At 37.1% G+C, this 14,850-nt stretch carries 18 protein-coding genes; 9 read left to right on the plus strand and 9 right to left on the minus strand.

The genetic code is table 11. The annotated features are described in order from the left end of the window. Positions 1-112: 112 nt before the first annotated feature. Together ACKWCA_RS16135 and ACKWCA_RS16140 are read left to right on the plus strand one after the other, a co-directional pair. A complete protein-coding gene (locus ACKWCA_RS16135; protein ID WP_413979239.1) occupies positions 113-1,156 on the plus strand; it encodes a helix-turn-helix domain-containing protein in 1,044 nt (347 codons plus the stop codon). A gap of 151 nt (positions 1,157-1,307) precedes the next feature. Next, on the plus strand, positions 1,308-2,330 hold the full coding sequence (locus tag ACKWCA_RS16140) for a helix-turn-helix domain-containing protein (RefSeq protein ID WP_413979240.1): 1,023 nt from the start codon (positions 1,308-1,310) through the stop codon (positions 2,328-2,330). 4 nt (positions 2,331-2,334) lie between these two features. Here the strand turns inward: ACKWCA_RS16140 and ACKWCA_RS16145 are convergent, their stop codons facing one another. Then, the gene (locus tag ACKWCA_RS16145) at positions 2,335-3,078 is read right to left on the minus strand and encodes an SOS response-associated peptidase family protein (protein WP_413979241.1); all 744 of its coding nucleotides are present in this window, start codon (positions 3,076-3,078) and stop codon (positions 2,335-2,337) included. Positions 3,079-3,272: 194 nt separating this feature from the next. Between ACKWCA_RS16145 and ACKWCA_RS16150 the strand changes: the two genes are divergently transcribed. Further along, on the plus strand, positions 3,273-4,307 hold the full coding sequence (locus tag ACKWCA_RS16150) for a helix-turn-helix transcriptional regulator (protein ID WP_413979242.1): 1,035 nt from the start codon (positions 3,273-3,275) through the stop codon (positions 4,305-4,307). Positions 4,308-4,356: 49 nt separating this feature from the next. On the opposite strand, the gene ACKWCA_RS16155 is transcribed toward ACKWCA_RS16150, so the two are convergent. Together ACKWCA_RS16155 and ACKWCA_RS16160 are read right to left on the minus strand one after the other, a co-directional pair. Continuing rightward, positions 4,357-4,806: a ferritin-like domain-containing protein gene (locus ACKWCA_RS16155; RefSeq protein ID WP_413979243.1), complete on the minus strand. Its 450-nt coding sequence runs from the start codon at positions 4,804-4,806 to the stop codon at positions 4,357-4,359. Positions 4,807-4,876: 70 nt separating this feature from the next. Further along, a complete protein-coding gene (locus ACKWCA_RS16160; protein ID WP_413979244.1) occupies positions 4,877-5,155 on the minus strand; it encodes a hypothetical protein in 279 nt (92 codons plus the stop codon). A 487-nt stretch (positions 5,156-5,642) separates the two neighbouring features. Here ACKWCA_RS16160 and ACKWCA_RS16165 point away from each other — a divergent pair, with 487 nt between their 5' ends. From ACKWCA_RS16165 to ACKWCA_RS16175, 3 genes are all read left to right on the plus strand, one after another. Continuing rightward, the gene (locus ACKWCA_RS16165; RefSeq protein WP_413979245.1) at positions 5,643-6,152 is read left to right on the plus strand and encodes a Dps family protein; all 510 of its coding nucleotides are present in this window, start codon (positions 5,643-5,645) and stop codon (positions 6,150-6,152) included. A gap of 49 nt (positions 6,153-6,201) precedes the next feature. Beyond that, entirely contained in the window at positions 6,202-7,101 is a 900-nt protein-coding gene (locus tag ACKWCA_RS16170; RefSeq protein ID WP_413979246.1) for a mechanosensitive ion channel family protein, read from the plus strand. 297 nt (positions 7,102-7,398) lie between these two features. Beyond that, on the plus strand, positions 7,399-8,430 hold the full coding sequence (locus ACKWCA_RS16175) for a helix-turn-helix transcriptional regulator (RefSeq protein WP_413979247.1): 1,032 nt from the start codon (positions 7,399-7,401) through the stop codon (positions 8,428-8,430). Between the two features lie 71 nt (positions 8,431-8,501). On the opposite strand, the gene ACKWCA_RS16180 is transcribed toward ACKWCA_RS16175, so the two are convergent. From ACKWCA_RS16180 to ACKWCA_RS16195, 4 genes are all read right to left on the minus strand, one after another. Then, positions 8,502-8,705 (minus strand): hypothetical protein, encoded by a 204-nt coding sequence (locus ACKWCA_RS16180; protein ID WP_413979248.1) that lies wholly within the window; start codon positions 8,703-8,705, stop codon positions 8,502-8,504. Continuing rightward, a complete protein-coding gene (locus ACKWCA_RS16185; RefSeq protein ID WP_413979249.1) occupies positions 8,706-9,053 on the minus strand; it encodes a hypothetical protein in 348 nt (115 codons plus the stop codon). Beyond that, positions 9,053-9,385 carry a YtxH domain-containing protein gene (locus tag ACKWCA_RS16190; protein WP_413979250.1) on the minus strand — a complete coding sequence of 111 codons (333 nt, stop codon included), beginning with the start codon at positions 9,383-9,385 and terminating at the stop codon, positions 9,053-9,055. Before ACKWCA_RS16190 ends, ACKWCA_RS16185 begins: the two co-directional genes overlap by 1 nt. A gap of 340 nt (positions 9,386-9,725) precedes the next feature. Continuing rightward, positions 9,726-10,106 (minus strand): lipocalin-like domain-containing protein, encoded by a 381-nt coding sequence (locus ACKWCA_RS16195; RefSeq protein ID WP_413979251.1) that lies wholly within the window; start codon positions 10,104-10,106, stop codon positions 9,726-9,728. 193 nt (positions 10,107-10,299) lie between these two features. On the opposite strand from ACKWCA_RS16195, the gene ACKWCA_RS16200 reads away from it, so the two are divergent. Next, positions 10,300-10,470 carry a hypothetical protein gene (locus ACKWCA_RS16200; protein ID WP_413979252.1) on the plus strand — a complete coding sequence of 57 codons (171 nt, stop codon included), beginning with the start codon at positions 10,300-10,302 and terminating at the stop codon, positions 10,468-10,470. A gap of 549 nt (positions 10,471-11,019) precedes the next feature. On the opposite strand, the gene ACKWCA_RS16205 is transcribed toward ACKWCA_RS16200, so the two are convergent. Further along, the gene (locus tag ACKWCA_RS16205; RefSeq protein ID WP_413979253.1) at positions 11,020-11,697 is read right to left on the minus strand and encodes an SGNH/GDSL hydrolase family protein; all 678 of its coding nucleotides are present in this window, start codon (positions 11,695-11,697) and stop codon (positions 11,020-11,022) included. Between the two features lie 29 nt (positions 11,698-11,726). Beyond that, positions 11,727-12,623 (minus strand): DUF5694 domain-containing protein, encoded by an 897-nt coding sequence (locus ACKWCA_RS16210; RefSeq protein WP_413979254.1) that lies wholly within the window; start codon positions 12,621-12,623, stop codon positions 11,727-11,729. A gap of 238 nt (positions 12,624-12,861) precedes the next feature. On the opposite strand from ACKWCA_RS16210, the gene ACKWCA_RS16215 reads away from it, so the two are divergent. Further along, a complete protein-coding gene (locus ACKWCA_RS16215) occupies positions 12,862-13,647 on the plus strand; it encodes a LytR/AlgR family response regulator transcription factor (protein WP_413979255.1) in 786 nt (261 codons plus the stop codon). 1 nt (position 13,648) lies between these two features. Continuing rightward, positions 13,649-14,764: a sensor histidine kinase gene (locus ACKWCA_RS16220; RefSeq protein WP_413979256.1), complete on the plus strand. Its 1,116-nt coding sequence runs from the start codon at positions 13,649-13,651 to the stop codon at positions 14,762-14,764. Positions 14,765-14,850 lie beyond the last annotated feature (86 nt).

Here is a 14,850-nt window from a genome sequence, read left to right on the forward strand (position 1 = left end):
ACCAACACTCTATATTCGATATTTTTTATTGAACTTAACTTGGAAAACATGTTTCTTACTTGCTGGTATCATGTTCAAAATAGATTACCTTTAGTTACTTAATTACTGTTTTATGAAAACCAAGATTGAGGTTAAAGATCTAGATGTTCAAGATGTAGTTCGAGACATTGCCAAAGATTTAGGGATATCGTATGAGTCCGATAACAACGAAGTATGTCTTGACATTCCTGAAACTCTTGGTACGGGCTATATAAAAGCTGTTTCTTTTGATAGCGGTATGGGTACCATTGAAATGGATTTCAGGTTGAATAAAGAAGTTCGCCTAGAGATGAACGAATCTTCAGTTCAACCTTTGAAGATTATATTTAACAGGGAATCTACAATCAGACATGAATTCAGGGGGAAGAACGAAATCAATGAGATAAAACAATTGGAAAGTGCTATATTATCAGGTAATCATAAGCATGAGAATGTGTTGATACTACCGGCCAATGAACCGATTTGCATCTTTAGCCTAGAAATCAATAGGAAATTATTCGAGGAAAAGATCGAGGGCTTCCTCTCCGAAATGAACAATGACCTAGAGGCCCTTTTCAGAGATGTTAACGGTGTAAATCTCTTTTATTATAATGGGCATTATACATTAGATATTGCCCAATGCATTGAAGAATCTATTGAATGTGAGCTTACCGGTTTTACCCGATCCGTCTTTCTAGAAGGAAAAAGCTATGAAATCTTGGCGCATCACTTACGCCAATATGTGGATGACCTCACCGATCCCGATAAAAGAAAAATTTTAAGGCAAGCTACTATAAGTAAAATTCGTGAGGCCGCCACCATTATTGAAACCGAGCTAGAAAATATGGATAATATCATTGCATTAGCTCGAAGAGTAGGGCTGAATCAAAAAACACTGCAAAACGGATTTAAACACCTGTATGACAGTTCGGTAAACCAATATATCAGAAATTCTAGAATTGAACTAGCAAAAAAGTTAATGGAAACGACGGATTTGAATATAACCGAAATCACTTATAAAATCGGAATTAACTCTAGAAGTTACTTTTCAAAGCTATTTAAGCAGCGCTATGCTATGTCACCTAAGCAATATGTACAACAGGTACGAGATAAATCGGGAGAAGTAAAAACCGCTTAATTCATACATAGTGAACTTTCGTTAACAAAATATTTCATCTGATAATGCACCCATTTGTGTTATTTTAAGTTTCAATACTGTTAATCTTAAAATAACGATAGGGTCAACTTTGCACTACAAAAACCATATTGTAGTAAGGAGGTTGCCCCCCATGAGAGAAATTCAAATTACCAGTATAAAAGACGAAATAATTCTAGAACAACTTCATCTTTGTTTAGAAGGTACTTTAAACGAAAGTTGGGGTGAACGGACCCTTACTTTTGACAATTCCATTGGTAAGGGAGTTGTAAGAAGTATTTCTTTCGATTGGGGCGTTTCACTCTTAGACTGCGATGTAGAATTTTATGAAGATGTCAAGATTATATTTAAGACATCCAGTGTTTCCCCTATAGAGTTTATCTTTATTTCTAAAGGTTCTTTTCAGTATAGTGAAGATAATACGGAAGAGTTTATCGACTTAGAACAGTATCAGAATATCATTATTGCTCCAAAACGCTATTCAAAAAAGACGTTTGTGTTTCCTCCGCATGAGGAAATAAAGGTCAACTTTATTCGTATTCTGAAAAAGGAATATTTAAAAAAGAAAAACAATAATATCACTCATTTGAATGACCTTATGTTGTCCATCTTTAATGATGAACAAGCTCAAACACCCTTTAAACATAAAGGTAATTACAGCTTAAAAATCGCAGATCAGGTCAAGGCATTGAACTCTGTTTATGATAGTGGAGTTATAAGAACATTATCTCTTGAAGGTCGATTATATCTTATTTTGGCCATGCAATTAATGGAGCATCATAACTTCGAAAATGACTTGGCCTTGCCAGAATCCTTATCAAAAAGTGATATTAAGAAAATACATCAATTATCAGAATATATAGTTGATAACATATCTGACCCTATTTCTGTCCGTAGTTTAGCCGATAGCGCAGGCCTTAGCCCTAAAAAATTACAGTTGGGCTTTAACGTACTTTATTCTAAATCGGTTAATGAATATGTAAGGCAATTGAAGTTAGAGATTTCCCGTGACTACTTGAAGAATACGGATTTATCGGTTTCGGAGATTGTTTATGCCATAGGGATAAAGAGTAGAAGTTATTTTTCAAAGATTTTTTTCGAGGCATATGGTATCCTTCCAACGGATTACAGGAAGCAACTTGCCAAGAAAAGTTGATCGTTCATTCATCAGTTGGCAAGTCTTCATATTCGTAGCGTTCTAGCATACTATCATAGGAAATATTTTGACCAAAAATTTCTTTGGCTATTGGGTCGGCGTGAAGCTTCTGTTCACTAGGTTTGGATAAAAAATACTGTATTTCTTCTAGAGACACGGTTTGGTCGAGCCAAAAGTCTATCAGGTTTTCTGTAATGGCTATTGGCATACAATCAACCAGGTTTTGAAATTTTCGGATATAGCGACTAGACCTACCTACTACTAACGAAAATGTGATAAAGCCATCTTCTAGAACATTATATATTCCTGCTAAACAAAACGGGCCACCAGATTTCAGCCCGATATGATAGGGATAGGTAACTCCATCTTTCAAAAAAGTAGTAAAGTACCCAGTGACCAAGATCAGACATCTTCTTTTCTCCAAGGACTCTTTGTACCATAAATCACCTTGAATATGCCTTTCATCAATAGTAAGGGTATTGGTCAGACTTTGGAATTTTGCCCAATCATCTTTATAAAATTCTGGTAAAATACCCCAAATACCCAAATTTATACTACTTGGCTCGTTAGAAGTGATAATGGGAAGATTGGACTCATTATGTCCGTTTATTACCACTTCTGGCCGATACAGTTTCGGGTGTTTGAAGAATGCTCCGAACGAACGTTCCAATCTTTCCCTATCTGAGGTATTTGAAAGTTTATAGTACATATAGTAATGGAAATATACCGCAAGTAACAAAAAGGGCATTCAAAGCATTGTTTCATTTGAAATAAAATGTAACTCATTACAAATTAATTGCTTAGCCTTTTCTTGCAATAGCCTGTAAATGACCCGATAACGTTAAACCTTTCTTTTAAATCGGTAAGCTTTAGGGATAGATCCAAGTAATTTTGATGGTCGATGATTGAGTTCAAAATAAAGGCTTTCATTAAAAAAGGAGTATGCTGACGAGAAAAAAAATAGCGATGCGAGAACTGAAAGAACTTCAACGTTTTCTAAAAGGGGAAGTTCTTAACGAAAACGGAGTACAGGTCTTAAAAATCCATCATTCTATTGGTGAAGGTAAGGTGCAATGTATCTGTTTCGATGATGGTCTTATTGCGATGGAATTCGATATACTAATAAGAGAGAACAAAACGATTCATTTGAATGATGAAAAACAAAGCATGGCTTATTTCCTGTATTGTTTGCAGGGAAATTGTTTACACCAGTTCAAGGAAGATGCGATAATTACCAAATTGGAAGAATTACAAACCGCTGTGGTTAGCAATGATTCAGATTTACAAAGTAGACTCTTGATTCGAAAAGATGAACGGCTTATTTTAAACCTTATTCGTATCGATACAGAGAAATACATGAAAAAAATTAAAAGTGATTATGAGGGGTTTGATGCGAAGACCATCTCTTTATTAGACTCTTTTAAGGCGAATCAGGGCTACTTTCATTTGGGTAAAATCAATCTTGAAATAGGGGAACTGATTAAAATGCTTGAAAAGGCGAAATATGTAGATGATCTATCTACCCTAATGCAGTTCGAAGGTATTTGTCATTTAATTCTCGCCAAGCAGATTAGGCAATTCAAGTTTGAAATGGAATTCGGCAAAACTTCAGCTTCAACACTGTTGAAGAAAGAACTCAAAGAGATTAGTGAGATCAGCGATTTCATTAGAGAATCCCCAGAGTTACAACACTCAATAGCAACCTTATGTACCAAATCAGGACTTTCAGCTTCAAAACTTCAACAAGGTTTTCGCTTTTTAAATAACATGACCGTCGGTGAGTTTATTCGTGAAACTCGATTGAAAATGGCCGAAGAGCTTTTGCGAACTTCCGAAATGAATGTTTCAGAAGTTGTGTATTCCATAGGGTTTACGAGTCGAAGCTATTTCTGTAAAATATTTAAGGCGAAATACCGCTGTAATCCTAAACAGTACAAACAAAATTTAGTTTCAACCGTTGTAAAAGAGAAAGCATAAAAAAAGGGAAGCCATAGCTTCCCTTTTTGTTCTTCCCAATTCTTTCGAATCAGTGAATATCTTCTAGGCGCTTTACTGTTGATAGGGCACTTTGGATACTGCTCTTTTGATTTTTCAGAATCATAGCGGTGCTTGGTGGTAATGTATGTTCTTTCAATACATCATTATATTCATCTAGTGATGCTTTTTCACCTCTAATTGCTTCCTCCAACATCGCCTCATCGTTATCTGAAGAGAATAGCGCTTTGACATCCATCCAAGTGCGATGTACCTTACTTGTAAGACTGTCTCCCTTATCCACTTCTTGACCAAAAGACTTGATTTCGTTTTTCAATTCATGTCCGAAATCATATCGCTGTTGCGCTTTTTTTTCAAAATATGATTTCAAATAGGTGTGTTCGGTATTTGCCGCTGCTTTTTTGAAGCCCTTTTCCGCATCATACGTTTTCTCTAAAAGGCCATTCAATTTTTCTCCTACTGCTTCTGAATATGTACTCATGTCTAAAAATTTTAAATGAACAGTAATTTGTTTTATGGATGCTTACTGTTTTACATCCCAAAAGCAAGAATTAACTTTGGTAAAATCTATTTCTGTTCTTGAAACTTTCAATTTTGTCTTTCAATCCACTCACAGAAACACCTTCCACAGGTACGCTATCATCTTCCAATACCGAATTATGGATTTTAATAAAAGGTGAAGCGCGCTTGTCTAAATCGGTGATTTGCCTCTGTGGCGCGTTAAACTCGTCTACCCCTCTTTGATTTACAAAAGATGCTACAATGGTAAGAGCAATTCCAAGACCGAAAGCCAAAACGCTAAATGCAATAACCTCAATTTCAGTAAACATAATTCTTGTTTTGTTGAGAGCAAAGTTATCGGTGGTTAGGGGAACGGTTTTGTTCGAATGCTTAAATTATTGACTCATATCCTATAGCACACAATTTTGACGGGATTGGGCTAATACTAACACCTTGCATGAATCGTCTAAAATAAAAATGGTTCCCGTGCAAAGAGGACACAGGAACCATTTAACCAACCAAACTAGACTTTATTTACACTATTCCACTTATCTGTCAGGATTAATAGATAACGTACGGCGTCAAAATTAGTGGCCATAGCATTTAGAAATGTGCTGTATACAATTTATTCTTAATCTGTTCAAGAGACTTGAACAATTTCTAAGCTGGCACAAAATGGAAAATCCTAATACAATGTATATGTGTCAATATCAATTGCATATGAGCAAAAGTACTTTCCTACTTGACTATAACTTTGCAGTGTTAGGAAGAGAGAATGTGAAAGTCACGTTCCACATGAATTAAAAAAATAAGAAGATGAATTACTTGAATATCAACGACAAAAAGTTAGTACCCGTAGTTTCCGAGTTGAACTTACTACTGGCAGATTATAGTGTTTATTATCAAAAACTGAGAAGCTATCATTGGAATGTCATGGGAAAAAATTTCTTCGATCTACATAATAAGTTCGAGGAGCTCTACAATGATGCAAGAATAAAGATTGATGAAGTTGCTGAGCGAATTCTAACCTTAAGATATCATCCAGTAAGTAATTTTAAGAAATACCTCGAAATGTCTTCGATTAAAGAAGCATCCCCATTTAAAGCAGATACCGAAATGGTGAGTGACATTCTATCAGACCATCAAAAACTTCTGATGCAATTGAAAACAACACTTGATAAAGCTGATCAGGCAGGTGATGAAGGTACGGTGGACATGCTAGGAGCTTATATTGGGGAATTAGAAAAAGCTAGTTGGATGCTTGATGCTTTCAATCAAGATACAAGTGACCAGCTAAAGGTCAGCGATATGGAAAAGGCATCATAAACATACTGTAAACCAAAACAGGCGTCATTACTAATTAATTAATTCAAAAATGAATCAAGAAATACAAAAATCTTTTGCCGATATATATGAAAAACTACAAGGCTGGGTGACCAGTCTAATTGAAAATTTGCCGAACCTATTAGTGGCCATAATAGTTATGGTCGTTACATACTACGCAGCTCGTTTCATTAGTAAATGGGTAGTCGTCTTAGCTTCAAAAAGAATTCCACAACAAAGTATATCACAGTTAATAGGGCGAATATCCGCAATTGCCGTGGTTTTAGTAGGACTATTTCTTGCACTTGGTGCGTTGGATTTGAGCAAAACTTTAAACACCCTCTTAGCTGGAGCCGGAATTTCAGGTTTGGTTATAGGTCTTGCTTTACAAGGTACACTTTCAAATCTTTTATCTGGTATCATACTTTCATTTCGAAAGAAAATACGATTGGGTAACTGGATAGAAACAACGGGTTACGCGGGCGAAGTAGTAGACATTAATCTAAACAGTCTTGTTTTAAAGGAATTCGATAATAGCTTGGTCATCATCCCCAACAAAACAATTATTGAAAACCCATTAAAAAATTACTCTCTTACCAACAAAATGAGAGTAGCTATTGAATGTGGAGTTGGTTACGAGTCTGATTTGGAAGAAGTTGAAAAAATTGTAAAAGAAGCCATAGGCAGCATATACCATCAAAACAACGGTACGGAAATCGAAGTTTATTACACTAGTTTCGGAGATAGCGCTATCAACTTTGTATGTCGTTATTGGGTTGATGCTACGGACGCGAAAAATCGACTTGATGCTAAGAGTGCGGGGATGATAGCCATCAAAAAGGCCTTTAATCGCAAGGACATAAACATACCTTTCCCTATCAGGACGATTGAGTTTAACAGCCAACTCGACTTGAATACCAAAAGGGTAAATGATACTGTGCTGCAGAACTAGGCTAAGGAAAGATTGATTACCTAAACCTTAGGAACAACTAGAATTATCGAAAGACTATCTAAGGCCTCTAAATCATTTCAAGTACCCCTAGGTTAGATGAGTTAGATGTAGTCAACTAATACATTTCGATTTAGTTGATGATAAAAAGCCTCTGTACGGAGGTCTTTTTGTGCTCAAATAGAAATAAAAATAGCTTGATTATAGGTTTTCAGGCCATTTACCTTAGTTCTATGTAAAAGCTATCACTAAAAAAACTATTTTGCTGACTACAATGTTTATATTTTATCTTGTTTCAGCATGACCGAAATCATAGTAGATGCTCAAAGTACTGAAGGAACCGTTCGACAAATTCAACGCGTAATCGGAGGTAAGATACAAGAGCGCTGGGGAGAATATACTTTGGATGTCAACAGTCATCTTGCCAAAGGAAACATTCGCTTTATCACCTTCGATTGGGGGGTTAGCCTCTTGGAATATGATATTACTTTTTTTGATGAGATTTGTCTTGTCATGGATGCATCGGAATACAATCCCATACATTTTGCCTATTGCTTAGAAGGAAACTGTGGGCATCGGTTTGGGTATCAATCAGAAAAACAAATCAAAACGCTAGAGCAATTCCAATCGGTGATAATTACAAGTAGAGATGGAGGGTATAACTATGGCTATTTCCCAAAGAATATCAAGTTGGCCATTAACGTTATTCAAATTACCCGAAAGCAATTCTTAAAAAAGAGATTAAACAACGTTGATGAATTAAACCGAAAGCTTTATGAGGTCTTTCTCGACACGGATCATGACAATGCCTTTGCATATTTTGGTGCGTATAATCTCAAACTGGCTGATAAAATAGGGGCGCTGCGAAAAGTAAGAACCAAAGGAATGATTCGCATGATGAAAATCGAAGGGCTGGTTTATGAAATTTTATCAATGCATATTCTACAGCATGATAAGGCTGTAAATAATAAAATGCCTTCCACTAGTCTACTTCGGTCTGAATTGAAAATCGTACGTGGGCTAGCAAAAAAAATCGTAAAAGACCCATCAAAAGAGTATTCGTTAGATATGCTGGCCCTGCAGTCCGGTCTTTCTCAGGCAAAGCTTCAAGAAGGGTTTAAGCTATTGTATACCAGAACAGTAACCGAATACATTAGACATGTACGCCTAGAGGCAGCACGTGACTATATTCGCACTACCGATATGAATATTTCGCAAATTGTATATACCATAGGTTTTAGCAGCAGGAGTTATTTTTCTAAAATTTTCAAAAATAAATACGGGATTAGCCCAAGTGAGTTTCAAAATAATTCGCTACAAACCATAAAGTAAATGTACCCCTAAAAAAATGATGCATTCCCATCGAATGCATCATTTTTCAATCATCAACCAAATCAACCAACTTATTTTCTGAACAGTTTCCGAATTAAATAAAGAATCCCGTATTTTTTCCCCGCAGTTAGAGCAGTGTTCATCCAGTTGTAAGGCCGTAAATCTTCCTCGATTTCGTGTTTAATTCCTTTCATCTCCTCCCAGGCAATCTGACGTTCTAAATTGAGTCGCTTCAGATCTTTATTAATATCCTCTATTGTGGTATAAGATTTCATTTAATCGAAATATTGTTTAGCCGTTTTTTTAATGATTAGGGTATCTATTTTAGTCCTTAATTTATAAACCAAAGTGCTCACAAGAAAAATCACCGCTGCAACTATTAAACAAGCATGGACCATATTACCCAAAAAATTGCCCAGCGCAAGAATTCCAGCGACTAGGACGAGGGTAAGCCCTATTAGAGCTAGGCTCCCAACAATCGCAATCTTACAGAACATACCAATGATTGTAGTGAGTTGCTGAAATACTTTTAGTTTATAGTATTCTTGCGATTTTTGAATATACTGCTCGCCAATCTCTACAGCTTTGTGAGAAGTTTGATTTAAGGAATCGAATACACCCATTATGATGTCTTTTGAAGCTTTTTGTTTTTGGCTTTCAACTGTGCTAGTTTATTCTCCAATGTGGAGATAACATCTTCTGTTTTATAACTAACATCTGATACTAAACCTTCCATTCTACTTTCTAAGGTATCGGATTCTGAAGCTATTTTTGTTGCGATACGATCTTTTAGGTCGATTGCGCTATCCGTTAAATTCTCTTTAGTTGCCAAGGCCTGATCGGCAATTCTTTTTCGTGTATTCTCACCCTTATCCGGTGCGAATAAAACACCCAATGCCGCTCCTATAGCAGAGCCTGCCAAAATTCCTAAAACTGTATTTCCTGTAGTACTCATATTGTTTGTTTTTAATTTTATGATAGTGACTCTCACTATTTGTTAACACAAAGTTCAATAAAACTCATATGTATCCTTAACTCAAATACGGTAATGTTTGACTGTAATACTAGCGGTGGAAAAGGTCAAGATTCTTAGTTAAAGAGCTAATTTCCATTCCCTTCTTCTGATAATTGTATGATAAATCACCAGAAAATGAAGTAAGGCGAGGAAAATGCAAAACTGGTAAAAGAAGAAAATCGAAAAACAATTAAAAGGAAGGTCTAACCCCGTATTCTAAATCTTCATCACAATAAATTAGCCCCCTAGTATATGTATTCAAGGGGTCTTTGCATTCAAACTATTCTTTTACTAGCTCTAAGGTCTGAACATTATTTTCTCCATCTGTAGACTTCCACTTCTGAAACTTAGAGCTATTTTCCAGATAAATCCAAGTCTTGTTAATTTCACTATCGTCGCCTTCAATAGTGATATAATTTTCGGTGCTTGACCACGTAAAAGGAGCAGCGTCGGATTGTTCTATGCCCAATACAGTATAATCTAATTTTTTCTCACCCGTATTATTCTTTTTAAAAGTCATGGTACCGATATTGCTCAAGGTTGTTCCTTGTTCACCCGGCGTAACCCTTTCATATTTTTGAACCGTCCAGGTACCCACCAATCGGTGAGCGCAAGAGGTCAAAAATATTGCGATTACTAAAGCAAGGGATGCATATTTCATTTTCATATAATTTAGTTTTCCCTAAAATACCTACGATATCGCTGTAGGCTTAACTCAAAAGCCTTTTTTATTAGTCCATTCCAAAGTCCACTCTGCGAAAGCCTTTGAGATATGGGTCAAAATTTATCGTGATACCGTTAACTCTACCATCCCTATTATCGGATTTTTGTAACCACAGTAACTTAAAAAACAGATGATGAAGAATAAGGAAAGAGAGTTAAAGAAAGGTCATGAATCAGGTGACCAAGGAAAACTTAAGGAAATGAATACTAACAAGGCCGCAAGAGCCGAAGAATCTTCAACAGGAACGGCAAAAGACGAGGGAACGCTAGGTAAAATGAACGGGGAAACAACCGAGAGGTAAAATGAAAATATTATTTTAATTGACGTTTCACGATAAACTCAGGAAAACAGGTTTTTGGGTAGAGGAATTTGGCAACCCATATTATAAAATTCTGGAAAAGGCGGCTGACTAAAATGTTTTTTGAATACTATCAAGCCTGATTACACTTATTTTCATAGTACGAATTGGTTTAGTGTCCCTATTTAGTGGGTATTGTAAAAATATCATAACCTTTCAAATATCCAGTAAATAAATCACAAGTTCAGATTCTGTCAATGTCACGAGTAAACGAAGGAATAGTAGTGTTTCTATTACTCTTTTGTTCATTTTATCCAAGACTTGCCCAAAAACCACATTCACTTCAGGATTCAAAGAGTCTTATTGGGGTTTATCATCCCTGCTAAACTAAGGGTGAGAGTTACAAATGAGAGTGACGTTCTTTAGAAGAGAGCCTACAATCTATTCAAATATGAATTGACTTCAAAAGTGTTTTGAACTTGCCCTATTCTTTTTTCAAACTGCCCCACAAGGTTGTTTCATCCATGATTGCGAGCAAAGTTCTTTTCCACTCTAATTAAAGAGGCTATTCACGATAACTTCCGCAGCAACTTGACTTCCTTGTAATGACGGATGAAACTCGTCTGGGCCGTAATATGAAAAATCACCGGTGCTATCAAAATGGCTTTTCCAAACGCGACCAACGGGACATAAAATGGCATTATTGGCCCTTGCACCGGCGGAGTAGTTTCGAATTACACCATCAAATGTATGGTAATAACGTCTCGAAGGCCACACCATGAAATAGGCCAATCTACTACCATTGACGGCACATAACTCCGCATACTTACGTCCATCGTTAACCAACATCTCATAACCGTCACTTTGCGATGAAGGACCTTGCTGAATGATCACAAAGTCGTAATTTCCCGTTTCTACCTGTTTTTGTACTTCGCCGTCCGACCAATGGTCGACAATGGCATAATTGCCTTTTGCGATCATTTGGAAACCTAAAGAGATGCCTCTTTCGGCTGCCTCGGTTTTCACCAAATTCGGCAAGTCATTGTAGTAGGTAAGACTATTGCCTACAAAAAGAATATCATAATCCGATGTACTCGTATTGGGGTCCACTTCTTCTCCCCCAACCTGACCATTATTGACTTCAACAGCATCCTGAGGCCTCAGTGTGTCGTTATTGCAACCAAAGACCAAAAGAATAATTAAGTATACTAGTTTAAGTGAGTGATTCATTTTCAGTTTATTTAAATACTTTGTTCTTCCTATTTCAGAAACTGTCCTATTTCGACATAGTCAACATCATTTCGATCCTGATAAAAGTCTTTGAGCACGGCTCGATGGGCACCGCCTATTACTACTAATATACGTTCTCCTTCGTCGATATGCCGGTCTATGTTAGCCATGATATGAAAATTTCGTTCCCACCATACCGAAACAAACTTGACTCCGATATAGGTATCGTCTGACACGAACTTTGCCGTTTCCTGTATGTACTGTCGCTTATTTTTCAAGTCTTCCATATCATTGTTCTTGAATGCGTAATAGTGCTTTAACGATTTATCAGCGAGCACTTTAGAATCACTTTCATCATTGTGTTCAATACTGGCGAGAAAAGTCGAGAACTCCTGTTTCATGTTGTGCTCGGCAAAGGCAGACAATGAATCTAGTGGCACAGCTAGTTTGTAATCAATACAGAAAATGGAGTCATGACCCAGTTCTGAGGCCAAGCGGAACCCTATTTGTTCCCTCTCATCCATTTTTAGCGGTGCCCTGTTTTCCATATAGTTAGCGTAGGCGTGCTGAAAATAGTCTTGGTCCTTAAGCGTACATTCTAACAATATGGCCGTGGGTGCATAGGTCTTCAAAGCCAGCACTAATTCTTCTATTTCCTGCTGTCTTTTATCAGAATGAAAGTTGTCCATGTCCATCGAGGAATAATCGGTGGTTTCCCCAAAATGAAAGGTGCCCAATAGGGCCACGGTAGGTCTGGAAGTCGTCTGTGACGCCCGCGATTTCATGGTTTTTTGGTCAAGGGTACCAAGCTTGATGTCATCTTGGTTGACATCGGCCTCCAGATTTGATTTATACAGGGCATCCGTATCTAGCCCATAGCAACAAATGGCGATTGCAGTCAACGCAATCAAGTAACCGTATCTCATTCACGCACAATTTCCTTCAATGTATGGAATTGGAGGTAATACGGAGTGATTATGATATGAATGACCTATTTTAAGATAAGAACGACAGGATTGCTGTGTAGATTATTAAATATATTGCTTTAAATTATATCGCCGACCCCTTTGAGTATTATCCAAACCCTTTTTTTGGATGGTCTGCTAGGGTAGCACTTAATTTCGCCGAATTTCAAAAGAGGCTCACCGTATCAAGAGACATCAAATGAAAGTTCTAATAGTCGATGATGAAATGCTAGCTCGAAAAAGAATTCGCAAGATCTTTGCGGATAACGAGGGGATTGAACTCTTTGAGGCAAGTTCGGGCAGCCAGGCCGTTTCCATGATTCAGGCCGAACGGCCTGAAATCGTTTTTTTGGATATTAAGATGACCGACTTTTCAGGATTTGAAGTACTCCAAAGGATAGAGCCATCTATAATACCCCTCACCATATTTGTCACTGCCTATGATGACTATGCCATTGCGGCCTTCGAGAATCAGGCGATAGACTATGTCTTAAAACCCTATAAAGAAAAGAGAGTATTGGATGCGCTCGATAGGGCCATAAAAAAAATAGAGACCGCACAAAAAAGTGATTCGTACGATGCCATATATACACGATTCAATCAACTATTCGACCAGCTGCAAGACCTAAAAAAAAAAGCAAAGCCCTTTCTAGAGAAAATTGTGCTCAAAGTCGGTAGAAAATATGTTTTCGCTTACACCGAAGACATTAAGTATATCACATCTTCGGCCTATTATGCCGAGTTATTCATGGCTGATGGTAAAAAATACATCTATCGAACCTCCATGACCGCATTGATGGAACGAATCGACCCCGATAGCTTTATCAGACTAAACCGTTCAACCATTGTTCAGATTAAATGTATAGCGGAAGTAATTAGCGAAGGATATGGAGACTACTGCGTGGTCATGGTGGATGGTCAGAAATTCAATGTCTCCAAAAGTTATAAAACCACCTTCAAAAAGCAATTGACCCTTGGAAAATAACATGAAGGAAAAACCATATCAATTTCTTGACCCTAAGTTGTTCAGGGTGCTTTTGGTGTATTATTTGGTCGCCTATATCATCGATTTTATAGGGACTATCCTCATTTATAATCAGAATGATGAATCCACCGTTATATTAGGCCACCTTGTCCTCCAATACCTGATCCTATTTGTTTGCAAGTTGACCTATATTGCAGTTTCGCTATGGTTAACACGAAATTCATTTAAGAAAGGAACATTTCGTTTAGGGATTATTCCCATTCATTTGGCACTTGCAGCCCTACTTTCTTTTTACACTGCTTTTATCGGGATTTTGGTTGATATTGAATTGCTTTCAAGCCCGACAACCTTGACTGCCGAAAGTGTTTACATACGGGGCTTAGGCGGGTTGAGTTTTAATTTCTTTATGTACTTTTCCATGATAGCTATCGTTTACGCCTATAACTATTTTCAGCGCAAAAAGACCGATGATTTAAGAACGTCAACGTTGAAAGCAGAGCTTCTTGACGCCAAAATTCGAGCGTTACAGGCGCAGTTAAATCCGCATTTCCTTTTCAATTCCCTCAATGACATTTCATCACTGGTTGATCAGAACACAATCAAAGCACAGAATGCCATAGCCGACCTAAGCCAGCTACTGAGAAAAACATTGCATTTGAAGGATTCGAAATTAGTAGCGTTGAAAGATGAGCTTCTTCTTTTAGATACTTATGCTAAAATGGAGAAATTGAGATATGATGATAAATGGGAGCTGATCAAATCAATTCCGCAAGAATTAAACGGCTGTCTAGTACCCCCTCTTCTTTTCCAACCTTTTTTGGAAAATACGATAAAACATGGTTTTTCAGAACAACATCAAAAGATTAGGGCCGTGTTATCTATACAGGAAAACAATGAGTATCTCGAAATAACGATCATCAACAATGGAATAGCCTTACCATCCGAATCACCCATCTTAGGGAATGGAATTGGTAATATCTTAGAGCGATTGGATTCTTTATTTCACGGGGATTTTGAATTTGATATCGGCAACGAGCATGTGAATAATGAACATTTTCATGGTCCTGTTGTTCGCATTCAGATTTTATTGCCTCTTTTAAAAAAGAACATGAATTGAAAAGAGGTCAACGTCATTCCTAAATTGCCTTGAGAATAGTTCCGTACGATAAATACTTCTAAAAGATGATAGCGGTATGGGAGTTT

It is taken from the genome of Maribacter corallii, assembly GCF_047345415.1.
Classification (GTDB): Bacteria; Bacteroidota; Bacteroidia; order Flavobacteriales; family Flavobacteriaceae; genus Maribacter_C.